General features: G+C 32.7%; 21 protein-coding genes. 11 read left to right on the top strand and 10 right to left on the bottom strand.

Annotated elements, in window-relative coordinates; all coding sequences use genetic code 11:
* Positions 1 to 278 precede the first annotated feature (278 nt).
* Genes C6H18_RS04880 through C6H18_RS04855 form a run of 6 tightly spaced genes read left to right on the top strand, consistent with a single transcriptional unit; the run spans position 279 to position 5,257 of the window.
* Positions 279 to 752 carry an RNA pyrophosphohydrolase gene (locus C6H18_RS04880; RefSeq protein WP_104721987.1) on the top strand — a complete coding sequence of 158 codons (474 nt, stop codon included), beginning with the start codon at positions 279 to 281 and terminating at the stop codon, positions 750 to 752.
* Positions 753 to 1,958: an aspartate kinase gene (locus C6H18_RS04875; protein ID WP_104721986.1), complete on the top strand. Its 1,206-nt coding sequence runs from the start codon at positions 753 to 755 to the stop codon at positions 1,956 to 1,958. It begins immediately after the preceding gene.
* On the top strand, positions 1,958 to 2,503 hold the full coding sequence (locus C6H18_RS04870) for a HobA family DNA replication regulator (protein ID WP_104721985.1): 546 nt from the start codon (positions 1,958 to 1,960) through the stop codon (positions 2,501 to 2,503). The genes C6H18_RS04875 and C6H18_RS04870 overlap by 1 nt, the downstream gene beginning before the upstream one ends.
* A gap of 2 nt (positions 2,504 to 2,505) precedes the next feature.
* Positions 2,506 to 3,144 (top strand): DNA polymerase III subunit delta', encoded by a 639-nt coding sequence (locus C6H18_RS04865; RefSeq protein ID WP_104721984.1) that lies wholly within the window; start codon positions 2,506 to 2,508, stop codon positions 3,142 to 3,144.
* Positions 3,145 to 3,152: 8 nt separating this feature from the next.
* Positions 3,153 to 4,277 carry a dihydropteroate synthase gene (folP, locus tag C6H18_RS04860; protein WP_104721983.1) on the top strand — a complete coding sequence of 375 codons (1,125 nt, stop codon included), beginning with the start codon at positions 3,153 to 3,155 and terminating at the stop codon, positions 4,275 to 4,277.
* Positions 4,277 to 5,257, top strand: coding sequence for a hypothetical protein (locus C6H18_RS04855; protein ID WP_104721982.1), 981 nt, complete (start codon positions 4,277 to 4,279; stop codon positions 5,255 to 5,257). Before folP ends, C6H18_RS04855 begins: the two co-directional genes overlap by 1 nt.
* A 26-nt stretch (positions 5,258 to 5,283) precedes the next feature.
* Here the strand turns inward: C6H18_RS04855 and C6H18_RS04850 are convergent, their stop codons facing one another.
* Genes C6H18_RS04850 through glmU form a run of 7 tightly spaced genes read right to left on the bottom strand, consistent with a single transcriptional unit; the run spans position 5,284 to position 12,551 of the window.
* Positions 5,284 to 5,775: a chemotaxis protein CheW gene (locus C6H18_RS04850; protein WP_104721981.1), complete on the bottom strand. Its 492-nt coding sequence runs from the start codon at positions 5,773 to 5,775 to the stop codon at positions 5,284 to 5,286.
* Complete coding sequence (locus C6H18_RS04845) at positions 5,775 to 8,210, bottom strand: hybrid sensor histidine kinase/response regulator (protein ID WP_104721980.1); 2,436 nt, start codon at positions 8,208 to 8,210, stop codon at positions 5,775 to 5,777. Before C6H18_RS04845 ends, C6H18_RS04850 begins: the two co-directional genes overlap by 1 nt.
* A gap of 27 nt (positions 8,211 to 8,237) precedes the next feature.
* On the bottom strand, positions 8,238 to 9,212 hold the full coding sequence (locus C6H18_RS04840) for a chemotaxis protein (RefSeq protein ID WP_104721979.1): 975 nt from the start codon (positions 9,210 to 9,212) through the stop codon (positions 8,238 to 8,240).
* Positions 9,213 to 9,950, bottom strand: a complete 738-nt coding sequence (locus C6H18_RS04835) for a UDP-2,3-diacylglucosamine diphosphatase (RefSeq protein WP_104721978.1) — start codon at positions 9,948 to 9,950, stop codon at positions 9,213 to 9,215.
* Positions 9,940 to 10,950 carry an N-acetyl-gamma-glutamyl-phosphate reductase gene (gene argC, locus C6H18_RS04830; RefSeq protein WP_104721977.1) on the bottom strand — a complete coding sequence of 337 codons (1,011 nt, stop codon included), beginning with the start codon at positions 10,948 to 10,950 and terminating at the stop codon, positions 9,940 to 9,942. Before argC ends, C6H18_RS04835 begins: the two co-directional genes overlap by 11 nt.
* Before the next feature lie 45 nt (positions 10,951 to 10,995).
* Positions 10,996 to 11,193, bottom strand: a complete 198-nt coding sequence (gene thiS / locus C6H18_RS04825; RefSeq protein WP_104721976.1) for a sulfur carrier protein ThiS — start codon at positions 11,191 to 11,193, stop codon at positions 10,996 to 10,998.
* Positions 11,194 to 11,237: 44 nt separating this feature from the next.
* Positions 11,238 to 12,551, bottom strand: a complete 1,314-nt coding sequence (glmU, locus tag C6H18_RS04820; protein WP_104721975.1) for a bifunctional UDP-N-acetylglucosamine diphosphorylase/glucosamine-1-phosphate N-acetyltransferase GlmU — start codon at positions 12,549 to 12,551, stop codon at positions 11,238 to 11,240.
* A gap of 118 nt (positions 12,552 to 12,669) precedes the next feature.
* Between glmU and C6H18_RS04815 the strand changes: the two genes are divergently transcribed.
* The 5 genes from C6H18_RS04815 (at position 12,670) to C6H18_RS04795 (ending at position 17,712) form a co-directional block, all read left to right on the top strand.
* On the top strand, positions 12,670 to 13,434 hold the full coding sequence (locus C6H18_RS04815; protein WP_104721974.1) for a motility protein A: 765 nt from the start codon (positions 12,670 to 12,672) through the stop codon (positions 13,432 to 13,434).
* An 8-nt stretch (positions 13,435 to 13,442) separates the two neighbouring features.
* Positions 13,443 to 14,258 (top strand): flagellar motor protein MotB, encoded by an 816-nt coding sequence (locus tag C6H18_RS04810; RefSeq protein ID WP_104721973.1) that lies wholly within the window; start codon positions 13,443 to 13,445, stop codon positions 14,256 to 14,258.
* Complete coding sequence (gene fliP / locus C6H18_RS04805) at positions 14,255 to 15,013, top strand: flagellar type III secretion system pore protein FliP (RefSeq protein ID WP_104721972.1); 759 nt, start codon at positions 14,255 to 14,257, stop codon at positions 15,011 to 15,013. Before C6H18_RS04810 ends, fliP begins: the two co-directional genes overlap by 4 nt.
* Positions 14,994 to 16,127, top strand: a complete 1,134-nt coding sequence (gene trmA, locus C6H18_RS04800; protein ID WP_233704065.1) for a tRNA (uridine(54)-C5)-methyltransferase TrmA — start codon at positions 14,994 to 14,996, stop codon at positions 16,125 to 16,127. The genes fliP and trmA overlap by 20 nt, the downstream gene beginning before the upstream one ends.
* A gap of 109 nt (positions 16,128 to 16,236) precedes the next feature.
* Positions 16,237 to 17,712, top strand: a complete 1,476-nt coding sequence (locus C6H18_RS04795) for a hypothetical protein (RefSeq protein ID WP_104721971.1) — start codon at positions 16,237 to 16,239, stop codon at positions 17,710 to 17,712.
* Here the strand turns inward: C6H18_RS04795 and C6H18_RS04790 are convergent.
* Genes C6H18_RS04790 through rnc form a run of 3 tightly spaced genes read right to left on the bottom strand, consistent with a single transcriptional unit; the run spans position 17,704 to position 20,370 of the window.
* Complete coding sequence (locus tag C6H18_RS04790) at positions 17,704 to 18,633, bottom strand: hypothetical protein (protein WP_104721970.1); 930 nt, start codon at positions 18,631 to 18,633, stop codon at positions 17,704 to 17,706. The genes C6H18_RS04795 and C6H18_RS04790 overlap by 9 nt on opposite strands.
* A complete protein-coding gene (gene aroC / locus C6H18_RS04785; protein ID WP_104721969.1) occupies positions 18,620 to 19,699 on the bottom strand; it encodes a chorismate synthase in 1,080 nt (359 codons plus the stop codon). Before aroC ends, C6H18_RS04790 begins: the two co-directional genes overlap by 14 nt.
* Positions 19,696 to 20,370 (bottom strand): ribonuclease III, encoded by a 675-nt coding sequence (rnc, locus tag C6H18_RS04780; protein WP_104721968.1) that lies wholly within the window; start codon positions 20,368 to 20,370, stop codon positions 19,696 to 19,698. The genes aroC and rnc overlap by 4 nt, the downstream gene beginning before the upstream one ends.

Genomic DNA, 20,370 nt, shown 5'->3' with positions numbered 1-20,370 from the left:
TTGGATGACTTTATCTATCTCCTCTTGAGTTTTGGAAGAGTATAGCTTGGATTAGAAATTATATAATAAAAATAGGGGTGAATGATTTGATTATGGTATTTTTCTTTAGATTTTTTTGATAATGTCTGTTTTTGCAAAAGAAACCTTAACTATTTGTTTATAAACTTTATCCGCCATTAAAGAAATACTCCAAGATTTTATGGAAATTCAATTTAATATAAACTGCATTTAAAAACTTTTAAATTATTATTAGGTAAATATTTTGGTTAGGAATATCAGTGAAAAAAGAAACAAAAACTTATCGCCCTAATGTAGCTGCTATTATACTTTCTCCAAAATATCCACTTATTTGTGAATTATTTATCGCAAGTCGAACTGACATTAAAAATGCTTGGCAATTTCCTCAGGGAGGAATCGATAAGACAGAAACACCTAAAGAAGCCTTATATCGTGAGCTTAAAGAAGAGATAGGAACAGATTCTATAGATATTATTGCAGAATACCCTCAATGGATTAGTTATGATTTTCCTCCTTTGGTGGTTAATAAAATGTATCCTTATGATGGGCAAATACAAAAGTATTTTTTAGTGCGTTTAAGGGAGGAGGGCAGTATTAATATTCATACAGAAGAGCCAGAATTTGATGAATATAGATTTGTAACTATGAATGAAGTCTTTAATTATATTACTTATTTTAAACGCCCTGTATATAAGCAGGTTTTAGAGTATTTTAAAAAGAAAGGGTATTTATAGATGTTAATTGTTCAAAAATATGGTGGCACAAGCGTGGGGAATTGCGAAAGGATTCAAAATGTCGCTACTCGTGTTGCAGAATCTAAAAAAGCAGGACATAGTCTTATCGTGGTAGTTTCGGCAATGAGTGGAGAAACCGATAAACTTTTAGGCTATACAAAGTTTTTTTCTAAGCTTCCTAATGAACGCGAAATGGATATGGTGTTAAGCGCAGGAGAGAGAATTACAAGTGCGCTTTTAGCTATTGCTTTAGAGGAGTTAGGGTATAAAGCAATTTCGCTAAGTGGCAGGGGTGCTGGTATGATTACAGATAGTTCTCATACAAAGGCTAGGATTCAAATGATTGATACTTTAAGGTTGAATGAATTATTAGCCAAAGACTATATTATTGTTGTTGCAGGTTTTCAAGGTGTTACTTCCAAAGGGGAGGTAACAACTCTAGGTAGAGGAGGGAGTGATTTATCAGCCGTTGCCTTAGCTGGAGCTTTAGAGGCAGATTTATGTGAGATTTATACGGATGTTGATGGGGTTTATACTACAGATCCTAGAATCGAACCTAAGGCTAAAAAAATTGACAAGATTAGTTATGATGAAATGTTAGAACTTGCTTCAATGGGTGCTAAGGTTTTGCTTAATCGTTCTGTTGAAATGGCAAAAAAACTCAATGTAAATTTAGTTACAAGAAATAGTTTCAATCATAATGAAGGCACATTAATTACTAAAGAGGAGTTAATTATGGAACATCCAATTGTAAGCGGGATTGCACTAGATAAGAATCAAGCAAGAGTAAGTATCTGTAATGTAGAAGATAGACCGGGTATTGCCGCAGAGATTTTTGGGAAATTATCCGAAGCCAATATTAATGTGGATATGATTGTGCAAACCATTGGTAGAGATGGAAAAACAGATTTAGACTTCACAATTCCAGAGGTGGAATTAGAAAATACAAAACGCGTTTTAAAGTCTTTTGAAGATAATGTTGAAAGCATTGATTATGATTCAGAAATTGCAAAAGTTTCTATTGTGGGTGTAGGTATGAAATCCCATAGTGGAGTGGCTGCTAAAGCTTTTCAAGGATTAGCAGAAGATAATATTAATATTATGATGATTAGCACAAGTGAAATTAAAATTTCTATGATTATTAAGCTTAAATATTCAGAACTTGCTATTAGGACATTACATAGCATTTATGAGTTAGAAAAATAATGCAAGATATTGCATCTTGGACTACTTACACACTTCGGAATGATGTAAGTCATCCTACTTGGCTAGAAGAGCGTAAATTTGAATGGATTCCTCTTATTAAGCAGACTTTGCAAAGGCTATTTAATGGAGAGAGTTTAATCTTAATTACCGATAGGGATAGGGAGTGGTTTGTCCATTATGCTATTGATACGATTAACAAAAATAGCAATCGCCCTTATTTGCCGATACTAAGTATGCAATCTTTATTTCCCCAAATTGATAAATTTTACAAAGATGATACGCAAATTGCTCTTATTGATGATTATTTTGATAATGTTTTTATGCGACGTTATTTCTTCTGGTATGTTGGAAGAAACGATGCTCCAAGGGCTAAATTTGTGTTTAATCGTGAAGATGGATTCTTGTGGCTATTTGATACTAACTTACAAAATAGCTTTACTCTACAATCTACAGATCCCCTTATAGATATTAAGCTTATGCAAATGTTTAGAATTTTTAATTTAACCATTGATGCAGCAATGTTTGGACGCATTTCTTTGGAATAAATATGCAATATCCCTTTAGTCATATTTTGCTTACTAAAAACCCCATAGAAGAGGCAAGTATATATTATGAAAATAATAATCCTCAATTTTTTAAGCTTTTTTGTGCAGAAGATTTGAATATAGAAATGGCTAGAGCAATTATTGATGAGAGTTATATTGCTAGTAATGGGATAAAAACGCTTTTAATTGCGGCAAATAGTTTTAATATTCCTGCACAAAATGCACTTTTAAAGGTTTTAGAAGAACCTCCAAGTCAAATTCTTTTTATCCTTTTTGTAAAAATGAAATCCTTGCTATTGCCAACGATACGTTCAAGAATCCCTATTATCAATAAAATACAAAAAACCCCATTACCTCCCTTTCCTTTAGAAATCCAAACTTTAAATCTCCAAAAAGTTTATGAGTTTTTAAAAGAGAGGCAAAAAGAATTTGGAGGTAATGATATAAAATTAGAGATTCAAGCTTTATATATGGATTGTATTAAATGTGGATTGTTTTTTGATGAGAAAGAACATAGAGTGTTTGAAGAAGCTCTAGTGTGGGACAATCAAAAAGAAAAACATCATAATATTTTATTAGTGTTATTATTGATGGTCTTAAAAGCCAAGAAGAGAAGCTTTGACCTTAGAAGCCATCATTAGGAAAGAATATGTTTGTCAAGCGATTAAAAGATTGCAAAAGAGAATTAAAAAATCTCCATTGTGATGCAATAGGCTATGAGATACTTTCTTTGAAAGATGAGATTGTTAGTTTTTACCTCTATGACATTGAGGCTCCTGCTGCTAATATTCTCAAGCAAGAAGCTTTGGCTTGTGGAGGAGATTTTGCGCTTCCAAAAGATGCCATACTTTATACTAAAAAATCCTATAATGGGATTTTAATGATTACTAAATCACAGGCTAAAGCACTTGTAAAAAAGTTACAAATTCAACCTTTTGGATTAAAAAGACTTGCTTTAGCAATTAAGGATCATTTTCAAGAGTTAGAATATCCTTTTAGTATTATGGGTGTTATTAATGTAACTCCTGATAGTTTTTATGAAAATTCCAGACAAAATCTACAAGGTGCTCAAAAAAGAATTTTGGAAATGATAGAAGAGGGCGTTGATATTATTGACATTGGTGGTGCTTCTACGCGTCCGGGAAGTGCTTGGGTAAGTGCAGAAGAAGAGAAAAAAAGGATTAAACCTATCTTAGAATTTATTGTTTCAGAAAATTTAATAGGAAAAATCAAATTTAGCATTGATACTTATACTCCAGAAATTGCAAGACTTTGTTTGGAGAATGGTTTTTGTATGGTTAATGATATTACAGGATTTACCAATCCAAAAATGCTTGAATCGGTAACCGGTTATGAGTGTGAATGTGTAATTATGCATATGCAGGGAAATCCTAAAGAAATGCAAGATAATCCGCAGTATGAAAATTTATTTTTAGAGATTGATAGCTTTTTTATGCGGCAAATAGAAAAACTTCATAAAAATGGTAATACGCATATTATACTAGATGTTGGGATTGGATTTGGAAAAACTTTAAACCATAATTGTGAATTAATTAAACATTTAAAACATTTTTTGCATTTTGGTTACCCGCTTTTAGTGGGCGCTAGCCGTAAATCTATGATTGACAAAATTATTCCATCAAATGTTAATGAGCGTTTGGCGGGAACTTTGGCTATTCATTTAGAATCCTTAAACAATGGGGCAAATATTATTCGATGCCACGATACCAAAGAACATATTCAAGCTTTAAAAGTTTGGCAGGAGTTGCATTAATGGAAAGAAAAGAGATGATTTATCAATTATCCAATTATGGATATTCTAAAGCAACTTTGGAGGCAATGCCAACAAGGGATCTTGTGCAATTATTAAAAAAAAATAGTAAAGATAGAATCTTAGAATTCCTAAAAATGGCGGGTAGTGAGAAGCAAGTTGAAATCGCCTCTGATAATACAAGTGAGTATATTGGCAGGGAATTAGAGAATATATCTCGTGCTGTTGCAAGAGAAGAAATAGATTTTTTAGTGCTTTATAAGGCTATTGAGAAAATCTTTTTCTTCTATGGATTAAATGAAGCCACTGAATTGGTTTTGTCTCAAGTTAGTGATAAGCACTATAAGCAAATAACGCAAATCACAGAATTAATATATAGGTCTTATCAGGAGAGTTTATTGGAGGAAATAGAGGAGTTATGTAGGGAGTATCCACCTGAAGAACAATACGAACAAATGAAAATTTATAGCAAAAAACGCGAAGATATTAGTTTTTTAAGAGATACCATTCAAACAATTAAAAAAAATAATAATCAAACTAGATTAACTAAAATATCCCAATTAAAATTTGAAATCATCCACGATTATTTTCCTGATTCCTTATATGAAAATTATGAAGAATATTATGAAGATGAAGATAAAAAGAATGAGATTATAGAACGTATTATGTCTTTGACAAATGCTTATAGAAAATCTGTTCTTAAAAATAAAAAGATTGTTGTCTTGAGAAATATAGAAGCGGTTTTATTGAGGGATAGAGATAGAGAAAACGAAGAAAAAACACTTATCAAACATTATACTAAAAAATTTGCTGAAATCGTTAACAGTGAAGATGAATTGGCATTTAGTATGCTATTAAAAGAATCCTTAGATTCATTAGATGAGAGGGATGTAAAAAAGATTATTGATAATTTTGATCTCTCTAATAATCCAATTTTACAACAAAGGTATAATATTTTAATGCGGAATCACAAGCCCAAATAATTCTTAGTTTTAAAAGAATAAAGAGCTTAAAAGGTACGTTTTAAAAGCTCTTCAGGTCGCAAGATAGTGATTAATCTATCATCTTTTTTGCCCACTCCATAAATTAAACTCTCGTCTTGATTGATAGTTTCAGGAGTTGGATCTACATCGGATTCTTTGATTCTGACAGCTTCTGTTAATCTATCGATAACAAATCCTGCACGTTCTTCTTGAATCTTAATAACAATATAACGCGTATCTTCTGTTGGTTTTTCAAAGGGCAATCCAAACTTTAAGCGCAAATTAATTAAAGGAATAACCCAACCACGCATATTAAATACACCCAGAACATAATTTGGAACTCCCGGAACTCTTGTATATTCAAAAGGTTTAATAATTTCTTGAATAGTTAAAATAGGTAAAGCAAACTCTTCAGAACCCACAACAAAAGCTACAAGCTGAATAATATCTTCATTTTCTGTAACGGGCTTTTTTTGATCTTGTTGTTTTTGTAGAACATCTTGTAATTGATTGCTCATTATTCAGTTACCTCCATAGTAAATTTGATATTTCTTTTTACGACATTCATTAAATATTCTGGAGAATAAGGCTTGGTAATATATTCTGTCATTCCTGATTCAACCCCACGCATTCTATCGGTTTTACTAGTTCTACTTGTAACAGCAATAAGCGGTAGATTTTTAAATTTAGCATATTTTCTAATTTCACCAGCTAGTGTATATCCATCCATTTTGGGCATTTCAATATCAATTAAAATAGCATCAAAAGTTTTATCTCCGTTTTTGACTATTTCTAATGCTTCTACCCCATTTGTGGCTTCTGTTAAGGTAATTCCTAAAGGTTTGAGGGATTTTTTCATAATGGCTCTATCTGTCATTGAATCATCAACAATTAACACCTGATAGTCGCTAGGAGCACTTTTACCTTTTTTGGATTCATTTTCTTGAATGAGGTTACTAATGCTAACTTTAACTTGTTTTGCCATTTGCATCATTGCTGCAATATCCACAATGAGTGTTACTCTACCATCACCTCTGATGGTTGCACCAGCAATTCCTTCAGTGCCTTTAAGGTAAGAGCCAAGTGATTTAATAACAACTTCTTCTTGACCAATGAGAAAATCAACAATTACACCTATTTTATTTTCTGCAAGACCAATTACGACAACATAAGCTTGTTCTGAATTGTCAAGAACTGCATTAACTCCAAAAATATCTGCTAATCTCACAAGAGGGAGAACCTCATTTCTAAGCCTTAAAACACTTTTATTTTCCACAGTGTAAATCTCATCTTGAGAGATTCTAACGGTTTCAATGACAGAGGCAAGTGGGATAGCGTAATATTCTTCTTGCACACCAACTAATAAAGACTGAATAATAGCAAGTGTAAGCGGAATTTTGAGTTTTAAAGTGGTTCCTTCTCCAAAGGCACTCTCCACATCAATAATACCATTGAGTTTTTCAATATTAGTTTTTACAACATCCATACCAACGCCACGTCCGCTAATATTTGTAACGACTTTTGCTGTGGAGAATCCAGCTTTAAAAATCAAAGAATAAGCTTCCTTATCACTCATAGTGTCTGCTTCTTTTTCGCTAATAAGTCCTTTTTCAATCGCTTTAGCTTTTAGGGCTTCAGGATCCATTCCTTTTCCATCATCTTTAATTTCGACAACGATATGATTCCCTTCATTATAAGCTTTTAATTCTACGGTTCCTTGCTCACCTTTTCCAGCAGCAACTCTTTCTTCTTTAGACTCTATTCCGTGATCGCAAGCATTTCTAATCAAATGCACAAGTGGATCACCTATTTCTTCAACAATAGATTTATCTAGCTCTGTTTCCTCTCCACTAATGATAAGCTCAATATTCTTACCAACCTCTCTTGAGAGATCTCTAACCATTCTTGGGAATTTATTGAAAACTCTTCCAATAGGTAGCATTCTTGTTTTCATAACTGCTAATTGAATATCAGTTGTTACCATTGAAACACTTGCCACAACTTGATTGAGTTCTTCTAAGAATTTTTCTCCCTCATAACGTTCTTCTACATCATTGTAGATTTTAATGAGTCGGTTTTTTCCTAATACAAGCTCACCAATAAGATTCATTAAACTATCTAGTCTTTTAACATCAACACGAATGGTTTGTTCAACAGCAGTAGCAGGAGTTTTAGCATCTTGTGATCCAGCTGCTTTAGGAGGAGATTTTGTAGTAGTTGCTGCAGGGGTTGCCGGTTTAGGGGTAGCAGCAGTTGCAGGGGCTGGTTTGGGAGCAGGTGCAACATTTTCTTTAATTTCTGTTGGAGCTTGAATCTCTTCACTCTTGCCTTCTGCTTTCTTTTGTTGTCTTTTTCTTTTATCTTCTTCTTGACGCTTGTTAAGAAGTCTTTCAATTTCCTTTTCAATTTCTTCTGGAGACATATTGGCATAATCAAGCTCGGGTTCTTCTTCTATTGGGGTAGTATCAGTGGCTGGAGCTTCTTCTGCAAGCGTTTCTTCAGGTGCTTCTGCGGGTGCTTCTGCGGGTGCTTCGGGTGCTTGAGTTGAAACCGCTTCTCCTTTTGATATAGCATCAAGTTTTTCTACGATTACGGCGATATCTGAATCTAAGCCTGTATTTGCATCTGTTCCTGTATCACGGATTGCATTAAGAAGTTTTTTCATAAAATCTATAGAAGCTAAAACAATATCCATAATATCAGGAGTAATTGTTAATTCTCCGTGCCTTGCTTTATTTAAAACATCTTCCATATGATGTGTAAGATGAGTAAGGACTGAGAAGTTTAGAAATGAACCTGAACCCTTAATAGTGTGGGCAACCCTAAAGATTCTATTAAGTAAGTCTAAATCTTCTGGTCTAGTTTCTAGCTCAACCAAATCTTGGTCAAGCTGTTCAATCATTTCAAATGCTTCGATTAAAAAGTCTTCCATTATTTCTTGCATTTCATCCATATAAAACCCTTTCTTTTAAAATGTAAATTAAAGCTTTTCTAATTCTTCATCGTATTTACTAACAATTTTTGAAATCTCATCATGAAGTTTATTTCCATCAAACTTCACAAGATAAGATTCTCCCCCCGCTTTTTCGCCTTTTTCTTTGCTAAATTTATCGCTAATAGAAGAACTAAAGATAATAGGAAATTTAGCAAATCTTGAATCTTCTTTTATCTTTTTAGCAAAATGGAATCCATCCATTTTTGGCATTTCAATGTCAGAAATGATAACTTTTAAATACCGCGAAAGTTTTTCACCATAATTTTCATAAAGTTTTTCAAGTTTTTCTAAACCTGCTTCTCCATCATTAGCCTCTGCAACATCAAAGCCCATTTTTTCTAAAAAGTCTTTAGTAATCTTTCGTGCAATTGCACTATCATCCAAAATCAATGCCAAACCTTCAAATTGTCTATAACTGCGGTCAGCATTAATTTCTGGTCGATAAAGACCTAAATCTTGAATAATGCTTTCTAAATCAAGAATGAGTAAAACCTCTTCACCTCCATCAATCCTTGTAATACCTGTAATTTTCCCCTTATCTAATTTTGAATTAGGTCCGGCTGAGGAACTAAAATTAGCAGGTTCTATATTTTTCCAATTAATCCTTCGAATACGTTTTGCTTCATGGACAATAAAGCCAATTACAATATCATTAAGTTCAGCTATAATAACACGAGGTTTAATCTTTTTGCTTTTTGGGACTTCTACGTGCATCCATTTTGCAAGGTTAATGACAGGAATCACAATCCCACGCAAATCGAAAATTCCTTCAATGTATTCAGGTGCACCGGGCAATTCAGTTAGATGTGGAAGACGGATAATTTCATTAACTTTAGCAACATTAATCCCATAAATTCCTTCATAAATTCTACCTTTTTCTAATTTATAAATTCGAAAATCAACAAGCTCTATTTCATTGCTACTTGCTTTTAAGGTATCTTGTTTTTCAAAACTTGGCAATTAAAACTCCTTCATCTTTAAGGATAGGTAATTATTCTCATATTCTACAACAAAATATTTTTTTTTACAAGCAAAAAGAGGAAGTCCAATATAGTTTATAGTATGAAATTTTATATGTTTATTGAGATGAAAATGTCCTTCAATGATATAAGAATGTTGTTGGATATCGTATTGTTTAATATAATCTAAGATTCTTTGAGTAATAAAATGTGAAGAATCTTTAGGGGATTCTTTTAATGTTTTTGCCTTTAAATGAGTAATCAAAGCAGGATAAAGAAAATTCTTAAAAAGATTTAAAAATGCAATAGTTATTCTTTGACGCATTAATGCTGTATAAAGTTTATAATGCCACGATAAGAGAATATCGCCGTGAGCTAAATAAGCTTTTTTTTGATTTAAAATACAACAAATGGGTTGGGATTGGATAGAAAAACAATGAATATTTTTTAAAAGAGGGATTTTGTGTAAGAGAAAATCGTGATTCCCCTCTAAATAATAAATTTCGTGTTTCAAAGAGAGTTGCTCTAAAATATTGAGTGTTTTTTGATTGTCTTTTAAGCATTGCGCAATATCACCCACCAAAAAATCAAAAATATCCCCCATTAAAAAGATTTGTCTTTTAGAGAGGGGTAGGAGGGATTGAAAAAAGTCATCTAGTGTATTGCGATACAGGCTATGATGATGAGAATCTGCGATAAAAATGGCATTTTCTTTAATAGTTATAGAATTAAGGGACATAGGCAATTTGTGGCAAACCTAAAGTTTCTTCTAAGCCACACATTAAATTTGCATTGGCTATTGCTTGGGAGCTAGCACCGCGCAAAAGATTATCGATACTTGAGGTGATAAATAAGTCTTTTTCATCATTTTTGGCATAAATATCACAAAAATGTGTTCCTACAACATTTTTAATTTGAACACAATGATTACAGATTCGAATAAATGATTCTTCTTTATAATGTTGCTGGAGTATTTCTAAAGGATTAATAATTTCTTTAAGTTTAGCATAAACAGAGACGAGCATTCCTCTAGTAAGGGGGATAAGATGAGGCACAAACAGTGTTTTAATAGAAGTTTTGGCAATTTTTGTGATTTGTTCGTCAATTTCGGGTGAATGGCGATGAGTGATGGGAGAATACGCAAAGAGATTTTCATTAATATTCACAAAATGTGAGGTATGAGCAAGTTTTTTACCTGCTCCGCTTACTCCACTTTTTGCATCAATGTAGAGCGTTTGTGCATTATCCAGATAAGGAATGAAAGGTAGTATGGCTAAAAGTGAGGCTGTTGGGTAACAACCTGGATTTGCCACCAAGCTACTTTTGGCAATTAAAGAGCGATTATATTCTGGCAGTCCATAAATAGCATTTTTAAGATTTTCTGCATCAAGATGCTGTGTATAAAAAGCTTCATATTGTTTCAAAGATAGTCTATAATCTGCTGATAAATCAATAATCTTAATTTCATATTTTGAGAGTATTTTGATGTATTCCATAGCTTTTTGGTGGGGCAATGCTAGAAAAACAACCTTAGAATTTTGAATAATATCTTCGATATTGGTTTGTAAAATTGGTATTTGAAGAATCTTTTTTAGACTAGGATAAAGAGTACTTAATTCCTCTTGATACTCTGTGCCATATATAGAGGTGAGTTCAAAAACAGGATGATTAACCAGTAACTTTATGAGTTCTAATGCTGTATAACCCCCAGCTCCGATGATAGAAGCAGAAATTTTCATTATTTTTCCTTAAAGAATTTTAAGTTTGTAAAATAATCTACTCTATCAACCCCCTCCTAAAAATGTTAAACATTCAATAGTATCTCCATCTTTAAGCGGGTGAGTATGCCATTTATCTTCTTTAATGACTTCTAAATTAATAGCAACAGCAATGCTCTTAGTGTCAATTTTATATTCTTGTAAGAGATGGAGTAGAGTTGTTGTTTGTGTTGAAATGTCTTGTCCATTTAGCTTAACTTGCATAGAAAATTCCTTGTTTCTGTATTTATTAACGATTTTTATGTGGTTTATTCTATGCTTTTTTTCTTAAAAAATTCATAAAAAAACCCTTTTTTTACTATCTCCTTACCTTTTGTTAAGAACAGCTCTCCCTTTTTTATGTCTTGTCTAACGGTACTTCCTGCTCCAATTATGCAATCATCTTCGATGCAAATTGGAGATACTACTTGGGTATCACTCCCAATAAATACATTTTTTCCAATTTTTGTTGAGTGTTTGTTTTTACCGTCATAATTGCAAGTGATAAATCCTGCCCCAACATTTGTCCCCTCATCAATCTCACTATCTCCAATATAACTTAAATGTCCTGCCTTAACTCCATTGAGGGTAGATTTTTTAACTTCAACAAAATTGCCAATATGAGTTTTTCTTAGTATGCTTTGTGGTCTTAAATGTGCTAGGGGTCCTATATCACTATTTTCAATGATACTTGATTCAATAATGCTATGGGCTTTGATATGGGAGTTAATAATCTTGCTATCTCCATAAATACTTACTCCATTTTCTAAGATACATTCTCCTTCAAAAGTTACAGAATCCTCAATATAGATTGTATCTATCAGTCTCATTCTAACTCCTTTTTTGAGCCAATATTCTTTGATTCTATTAGCAAGTATTTCTTCTGCTTTAGCCAAATCTAACTTATCATTTATGCCTTTAAAATTGTTTATTTGTCCATAAACGGGAGTAATTTTTTTAGAATCTTTTTTAGCAAGGAATATAATATCTGTTAGATAATATTCTTTTTGTGCATTATTGTTACGAAGTTTGGGAAGATAATTTTCTAAGATACTTTTATTAAAGCAGTAAATACCACCATTAAGAGTGCTTAGGTTTAAAATTTCTGCATTTGCATCTTTTTCTTCAATAATTTCTAAAACTTCTCCATTTTTGATAATAACCCTACCATATCCATAAGTATTAGGGGATTCTAAAACACTCATAGCAATATCTGATTGTGTATCAAGTAATTTTTCTAACTCTTCAGCTTGGATTAGGGGCATATCTCCATTTAATACTAGAATTTTTTGGTATTTTGGATGGTAATTCTTTAACGCTCCGCCAGTACCCGGATAATTTTTTAAATCCTGCTCTAAAAATGTAATAGTATTGCCAAAATATTCTTTCATTTTTGATTCAATCTTTTGGGCTTCAAAACCTACGACAATACTCACATCATCACTTAGTTTTAAGGATTCCTTTATGCTATAATAGAGCATTTCTCTCCCACAGATTTTATGCAAGACTTTTGGAGTTTGTGATTGCATTCTTGTGCCTTTTCCAGCGGCTAAAATAATAATCGATAAAGAAAGATTTTTCATTGCGTTAAAGTCCATATCTTTTTGGAAAATTTAATAAGATTTTAACACAATAAGTTTTAAAATAAATCTTTATACTCGTTTAAATATTTTAGAAGATTTTTTATAAGGGATTTTAGCGATGGATATAGCAACGGTTATTGGTATGTCATTATCACTTATCTTACTTGGAACAGCGATGATGCTTGGAGTGGGAATTGGACCTTATTTAGACCCCCCTTCTATTTTAATTACAGTTGGAGGTTCAATTACAAGTTTGTTTATTGCTTATAAAATGGAAACAATGAAAAAGAGTGTTAGTTTTTTTATGATTGCCTTTAAGCCACAAACTTTTGATGTTCCAGGATTAATTAAAAGATTGGTTGATTATTCCACACAAGCAAGGAGAGATGGGATATTATCCTTAGAACAACAAGTCGTTCAAGAAGAAAATTCCTTTTTACGCAAAGGGCTTGGTATGGCAATTGATGGGGCAGAACCTGATAGTATTCGGGATTTACTAGAGATTGAAATGGATAGGACTTTAGATCGCCATAAGACTAATGCGGGTTTATTTGATACTTGGGGTTCTTATGCTGGGGCTTATGGAATGCTTGGAACACTAATTGGACTAGTAGCTATGCTTTTAAATATGTCTGACCCCGCTTCCATTGGACCTGCTATGGCTGTTGCCCTTTTAACGACATTTTATGGATCATTTATTGGAAATATCTTAGGAGCACCTATTGCTAATATTTTAGTTGTTAGAGCTAATGATGAAGCACTTGTGCAGCTTCTTGTGATTGAGGGTGTTATGTCGATTCAAGCCGGAGATAATCCACGTTCTTTAGAAACAAAACTATTAACTTTTTTACCTCCTAATCAACGCGTAAGTTCATTTGAGTAGGATATAATATGGCAAAACGTTGTCCTCCTTGTGATTGCCCTAATGTTTTGCCCCTATGGCTTGGAACTTATGGGGATATGGTTACCTTAATTCTTACCTTTTTTATTTTATTGCTTTCAATGGTTACTTTTGACGCTAAGAAGCTTGCAGAGGCTGAAGGTAGTTTTGATGGGGCATTAAGTCTTTTAAGCGGTGGTATTAAGATAGAGATAGATAACACAAGGATTCAACAACAAGCAGATATGACAGAAGAACCAGAGACGGCAGAAGAAGTCAAAAAGATAGAAAGTGAGATTTTAGATTTTAGAGAAAATGTAAAAGTTTCTTTAGGTCCCTCTAGCATTATTGATGATGGGACAGAAGGATTTATTTTGAGATTTCACGGAAAATTACTTTTTGAACCTGATGATTATAGTATTACCAATGTCGATGAGATTTTATTCCTAAAAAGACTTGCTTTAATTTTGCAAAAAATTCCTCCAAATACCCATATGGACATTATTGGATATACCGATGATAGAGTAGTTAAGCCCACCGCACAATACCAAGATAATTTAGGATTAAGTGCATTAAGGGCTGCAAGTGTTAGTCGGATTCTTATTCAAAATAATGTAAAACCCCAAAAAATAACTTCATTGGGTGGTGGAGCGAATAATTTTGTCTTGCCCAACACTAATGAAGAGAATCGCGCAATTAATCGTCGTGTGGAGTTTAGATTTTATCCTGATGATAGAAATTTACATAAAAAGCAAAATATTTTGGAAAAAACCATACAACAGCAGGAAAACAATATTCCAACTAACGACCCAAATGAGGTTTTATGAAGCTTTTTTTTATTGTATTATGGATTAAAATTTTTTCATCTTTTTTACTAGCTGCTACACCTGAAATCCCACAAAGCCCTACAATTCCAACAGTAAATTTGACTTTAGGGGTGCCAACAGAACCCGGAGATTTAGTAACCACTTTAAATATCGTCGTTATTCTTACACTATTGGCTTTAGCACCTTCATTTGTTTTAATGGCTACAAGTTTTGCTAGAATCCTTATCGTATTTTCTTTTTTACGCACAGCTATGGGAACACAACAATCCCCGCCTACACAACTTTTAGTTTCTTTTGCATTGATTTTAACGATTTTTATTATGGAACCTATCGCAAAAGAAGCTTATGAAAAGGGCGTTAAGCCGTATGTGGCAAAAGAAATACCTTATGAGGAAGCATTTATTCTTGCAGCAGCTCCTTTTAAAGATTTTATGATTAGGAATACTAGACCTAAAGATTTGGCTGTTTTTTATCGGATTCGAGGAATGGAAAATCCCCAAAATATCACTGATGTCCCTTTAAGTATAGTATTACCTGCTTTTATTGTTAGTGAAATGAAAACCGCTTTTCAGATTGGATTTTTATTGTATTTGCCTTTTTTGGTGATTGATATGGTTATTAGCTCTATTTTAATGGCTATGGGTATGATGATGTTGCCACCAACAATGATTTCCCTGCCTTTTAAAATTTTGATTTTTATTTTAGTAGATGGGTTTAATCTTTTAACGATAAACCTTGTCCAAAGCTTTCATTGATATTTTTATGATTTGTGAGTATTTAGGGGTTTGTGGAGGTTGTGTAGAAAATACTTTAGAGGATAAAATAGCTTTGGTGGCAAAATCTATTGGTTTTGAATCCTATGAGGTTTTTTCATCTCCAAAAGATGCTTTTAGATCTCGTTGTGAGCTAGGAATCTATCACAAAGATAATGGGTTTTTTTATACTATGCGTAAGGGTAGGGAGTTTGTTTGTATAAAAAATTGTCCAAATTTGGTTTTTAATATCCAAGAATTTTTGAAAGTTTTATACCCGATTCTTCACCAACAAAATTTTACGAGTTTTATTGCTAGACTTTTTGCTTTGGAGGTATTATCCACACGGCAAAATGAAATATTAGTAACTTTTATTTATCATAAAAAGCTTGAAGAATCTTGGTTGGTTTTGGCGACAAAATTGAAGCAAATATTAGAAGAAAAACTTTCAATGCAAATAGCATTAGTTGGTCGTTCTAGAGGTATTAAGCAAGTCGTGGATAGAGATTATGTTATAGAAAGATTAGAGATTGCAAACAGATCTTATTTTTATCGTTATAATGAGGGGGGTTTTACACAGCCAAACCCTAGTATTAATGTAAAAATGATTGAATGGGTTTTGGGGAAAATACAAGAAGATTCTTTGGATTTATTAGAAATGTATTGTGGCTGTGGGAATTTTACCCTACCTTTAGCGCAAAAATTTAGAAAAATACTTGCCACAGAAACTTCTAAAACTTCCATCCAAGCAGCGAAACTTGCAGCTTCTAAAAACAAAATTTCTAACATAGAGTTTATCCGTTTAAGTGGGGAGGAATGTATAGAAGCATTAACTCATCAAAGAAAGTTTAGGCGATTAGAATGTATTAATTTAGAAGAATATGCTTTTAAAGCTGTTTTAATAGACCCACCCCGTTCTGGAGTAGGGGAGAAAATATGCCAATTTTTACAGAGGTTTGAACAGATATTTTATATTTCTTGCAATCCCTTCACACTCCTAAAAGATTTAGAAATTTTAAGGCAGACACACCACATTATTGCTTTAGCATTTTTTGATCAATTCCCGCATACGCAACACTTAGAAAGTGCAGTGCTTTTAAAATCTAAGAATTATTAATTTAAGTTTTATTAAAGAAAATCTTATTATTAAATTCTAATAAAAAATTTAGCTTTTAAATAAAAATGTCGATATATCCAATGTTATTTTATTAAAACAAGGAGAAACAATGCAGACAAGTATTCGTTTCTCTTCTCTACAAGCCTCATATATTACGACCAGTCAGAGTGCTTTAGGAGAAGAGATCGTAAAAAAAGAAGCAAATAGTGTTCCACAAATCACTAATGAAAAAGAAAATGGGCAAAAAACAACCAACATTTCTTCTTCAATAGATTTATCGAATCAAAAGCTAGAGGATTTTCAAAAAACAATTATTAACCAAGCATTGGGAAAAGTTTCAGAAATAAAAAACGAAATGACAAAGATTTGGGAAGAGTTATTCTCTAATAAGAGTATTAATTCCACTATGTCCTCTTTGGAAGATATAGAATCTTTGTTAAAGAAGAATTTTAGTCGTCCTACTTTCAATTTGGGAAGTGGGTTAAGTATCAAGCAAGGATTTTATCAGTCTTTAGAGATTTCTATACAGGGAAGTATTGTAGGCAAAGATGGAGTAAAAAAAGATTTAAATATTAATATTAATATTTCACAAAGCTTTATGCAAAATCTCCAAATCAATTCTACAAGCGATAAAGTTCAACAACCTACTAAGTATAATGAGCCTATTGATCCTTTAGTTATTGATTATGAGGGGAATGGGACAGAGCTTAGTGATGTTAAGATGAGTTTTGATTTAGATAGCGATGGTAAAAAAGATCAAATTTCTACCTTAAGAAAGGGTTCAGGGTTTTTAGCACTAGATAAAAACAATGATGGAATTATTAATAATGGTAATGAGCTTTTTGGCACACAAAGTGGAGATGGCTTTAAGGATTTAGCAAAATATGATGCTAATAGAGATGGAAGAATTGATAAAGAAGACCCTATTTATGATAAATTAAGGATTTGGATTCCTAATCAAAAAGGTGAGGGAGAGTTGGTTGGCTTAGGAGAAAAAGGTATTGGTGTAATTTATCTTAATCCAAAAGAATCTCAAGAGATGATGAGAGGAGAAGAAGGGGATTTATTAGGTATCAAACAAAAAACTGCAGATTTTTTATACAACGATGGTAGGGTAGGACAGATTCATCATATTGATTTGATTGCTAAAGACAATGAAGAAGATTCTAAAAAATCCCAAACTTCTCCTAATAAATCAAATTTTGAAGCTTTGCAAATCTCTGCTAATAGAGCTTATGCTCAAAATATTAGCTTTCATTTTATGCTCTCTAATACACAAAGTGAAAAACAAACTAGTGTAAGTTTCTCACAAAATAGCTCTCTTTCATTACAAGCACTTAGTAATGCTACTGATGGCGTGAGTGAAGAGATTTCAAAAATGTGGAAACAATTAGAGGCAAACTTTATTAGTTTGGAATCTAATACACAAAAAGAAGAGAGTGTTTTAGAACAATTATTGAAAAAATTTGATGATAGCTATTATTCTAGGCTTAATACATTGATTTTTCATTCATTAGAAGTTGAACAACAAAAGAGTATTTTTAAAAGTTCGCATTCTTTTGTTTATTCCAAACTTTTATCTTAAAAAGGTTTTTAGTTTTTCAAAACCCTCTTTCCATTTATTGTTTTGACAAAGGAGGAGATGTCCTCTCTTTGTTAGCATTTCTCTATAAGAGAAGTCTTGTAATCTAGTAATGCTTTGTAGGAGATTTGCCCTTAATTCCCCTCTATCAAGCTTCCAAACTTCTTTAATACTTTCTGTGCAATCTCGATAGCCTATTAGATTTGCTCTTTGGTTAATAGCGACCTCCAATCCTAAAGTTGGGACTTTACAGGCAATGGATTCACTAAGTGTTTGCCCACAAGCACAAATACAAAGATCCATTTGGGAGAGTAAATTTGCCATTTCTGTGGCATTTAGATTATTATATCCTTTTGCTTCTTTAAGGAGATGTTTATCTTTGTGGATATAATGGATTTGAAAATTTGGATTAAAGGTATGAAGTTCTTCATAAAGCCATTTTGTTAAATCTAAAATATCTTCACCCCCTAAGGTAATGATAATATTTTTTATGGTTTTATGAAGCGTTTTTTGAGAGGTGTTAAGGAGTTGCAAAAAAGGTTTTTGCAAAAGTGTATATCCTTCTCCTACCCATAATAGATGATTTGGGTATTTATCTTTATAGGCTTGCAAGTTTGCCCCCAAGGAAGGGTTTAACAATATTCCTTTGGGGTAGGGGAGTCTTAATGTATCATCAAAAAATATGCAAACCTTCGCTAAAGAGATAGCCTGATGATAAGAGTTTATAGGTAAAACATAAGAATCAATAACCATTAAATCACAAACTTCATTGAAGGATTGTAAAAATGCAGAATCAAAGACTCTGCTTTGGTAATGGTTTTGCTCTAATAAATGTGCTAATGCCTTAGTGCGACTTATATGCCCTAAGCCAACACCTAATTTTTTATCAGCAAAAAGAAAGGCTTTTTTATTAGCTTTTGGCATAAAGTTTTTTGAGATTTTCTAGTTTTGAGGCACTATTAAGAAGTAACATATCCGCTAATATAAGGGCAAGCATTGATTCACACACAACACTCCCGCGAATAGCAATACAAGGATCGTGCCTTCCTTTGATAATGCAAGAACATTCTTCTCCTGAAGTATTAAGGGAGTTTTGTGGGATAAAAATACTAGGGGTTGGTTTAAAGTGTATTTTAATCAAAATCTCATCACCATTACTAATTCCTCCCAAGATTCCTCCGCTATGATTAGTTTGAAATCCTTTCTTGTAAATTGCATCATTGTGCTGGGAGCCTTTCATTTTAGAACATTCTATGCCACTCCCAATCTCAACAGCTTTTACTCCATTTAATCCCAACATTAAACTACCAATTGCAGAATCTAATTTATAATAAAGAGGCTCTCCTAAGCCAATAGGGACATTTAAAGCACTAATAATTGCTACTCCACCGATACTATTGTGAGTATTCCTTGCTTTTGTAATAGCTTCTTTTTGCCTCTCTTCTACTTGTTTATCTAAAGCATAAATTTCACTTTGGATGGCAAAATCAAAATCTATGTCTTGTGCTGCAATATTTCCTATACTAAAGATTCCACTTCTTAGAGTGATTTGAAACTCTTTTAAAAGAAGTTTTGCAATAGCCCCTGCTGCTACTCTAGCACTGCTTTCTCTAGCACTGCTTCGTCCTCCCCCTCTATAATCCCTTATGCCATATTTGTAAAAATAGGTAAAATCTGCGTGTCCGGGACGAAAAATATCTTTTAAGGCATTATAATCACTGCTTTTAGTAGAAGTATTATGGATAAAAAACCCCAAAGGTGTTCCTGTGGTTTTGCCCTCAAAGATTCCGCTTAAAATTTCTACTTTATCAGGTTCTTTCCTTTGGGTGGAGTAATGATTCCTTCCTCCTTGTCTTCTATACATTTCTGAAGCAATAAATGTTTCATCAATACTTAAACCCGATGGAAGTCCATCTAAAACCCCTCCAATTCCCTTTCCGTGACTTTCTCCAAAAGTTGTTAATTTTAAATGTTGTCCAAAAGTATTCATTGTTGCTTCTTTAAAGATTCTAAGGCAATTTTCGCACAATTTTGTTGTGCTTCTTTTTTGCTTTTTCCACTAGCTTTTGCATATTCTTTCTTTTGTATAAAAACTCCTACCAGAAATTCTTTATTATGATCAGGTCCTTTGGAATCTAAAACAATATATTCGGGTGTTACCCCAAAAATAGCTTGTGTAAGCTCTTGTAGATTGGTTTTATGGTCATAAAAGAGATTTTTAAAATCCGAGCCTGTATAAACTTCATCAAGCAAATTAAGCATTAATTTCTGCACAGATTCTAAGCCATCTTCCAGATAAATAGCTCCCATAATTGCCTCAAAAGCATTAGAGAGGATAGAGGATTTTTGTCTTCCATTGTTTTGTTCTTCGGCACTAGAAATATAAAGATATTCTCCAATCTTTAAATGTTCTGCCAAAGTGGTAAAAGCTTTTTCATTGACCATAGAAGCACGCATTTTAGATAATTCTCCTTCTGGTAAATGTGGGAATTTTTTGTATAAAAACTCCCCAATAATTAAATCTAAAACTGCATCTCCTAAAAACTCTAGTCGTTCATTATGTGTTTTCTTTTTTGTGCTTTTATGTGTTAGGGCTTCTTTTAATAATTGTATGTCTTTAAAGTAATATCCTAAATTTTGCTGAAAATTTTTTAAATTCAT

Source organism: Helicobacter mesocricetorum (assembly GCF_900198605.1).
Taxonomy (GTDB): Bacteria; Campylobacterota; Campylobacteria; order Campylobacterales; family Helicobacteraceae; genus Helicobacter_D; species Helicobacter_D mesocricetorum.
The sequence above is the reverse complement of the archived record's forward strand: the minus strand, read 5'-3'. Positions and strand labels throughout refer to the sequence as shown.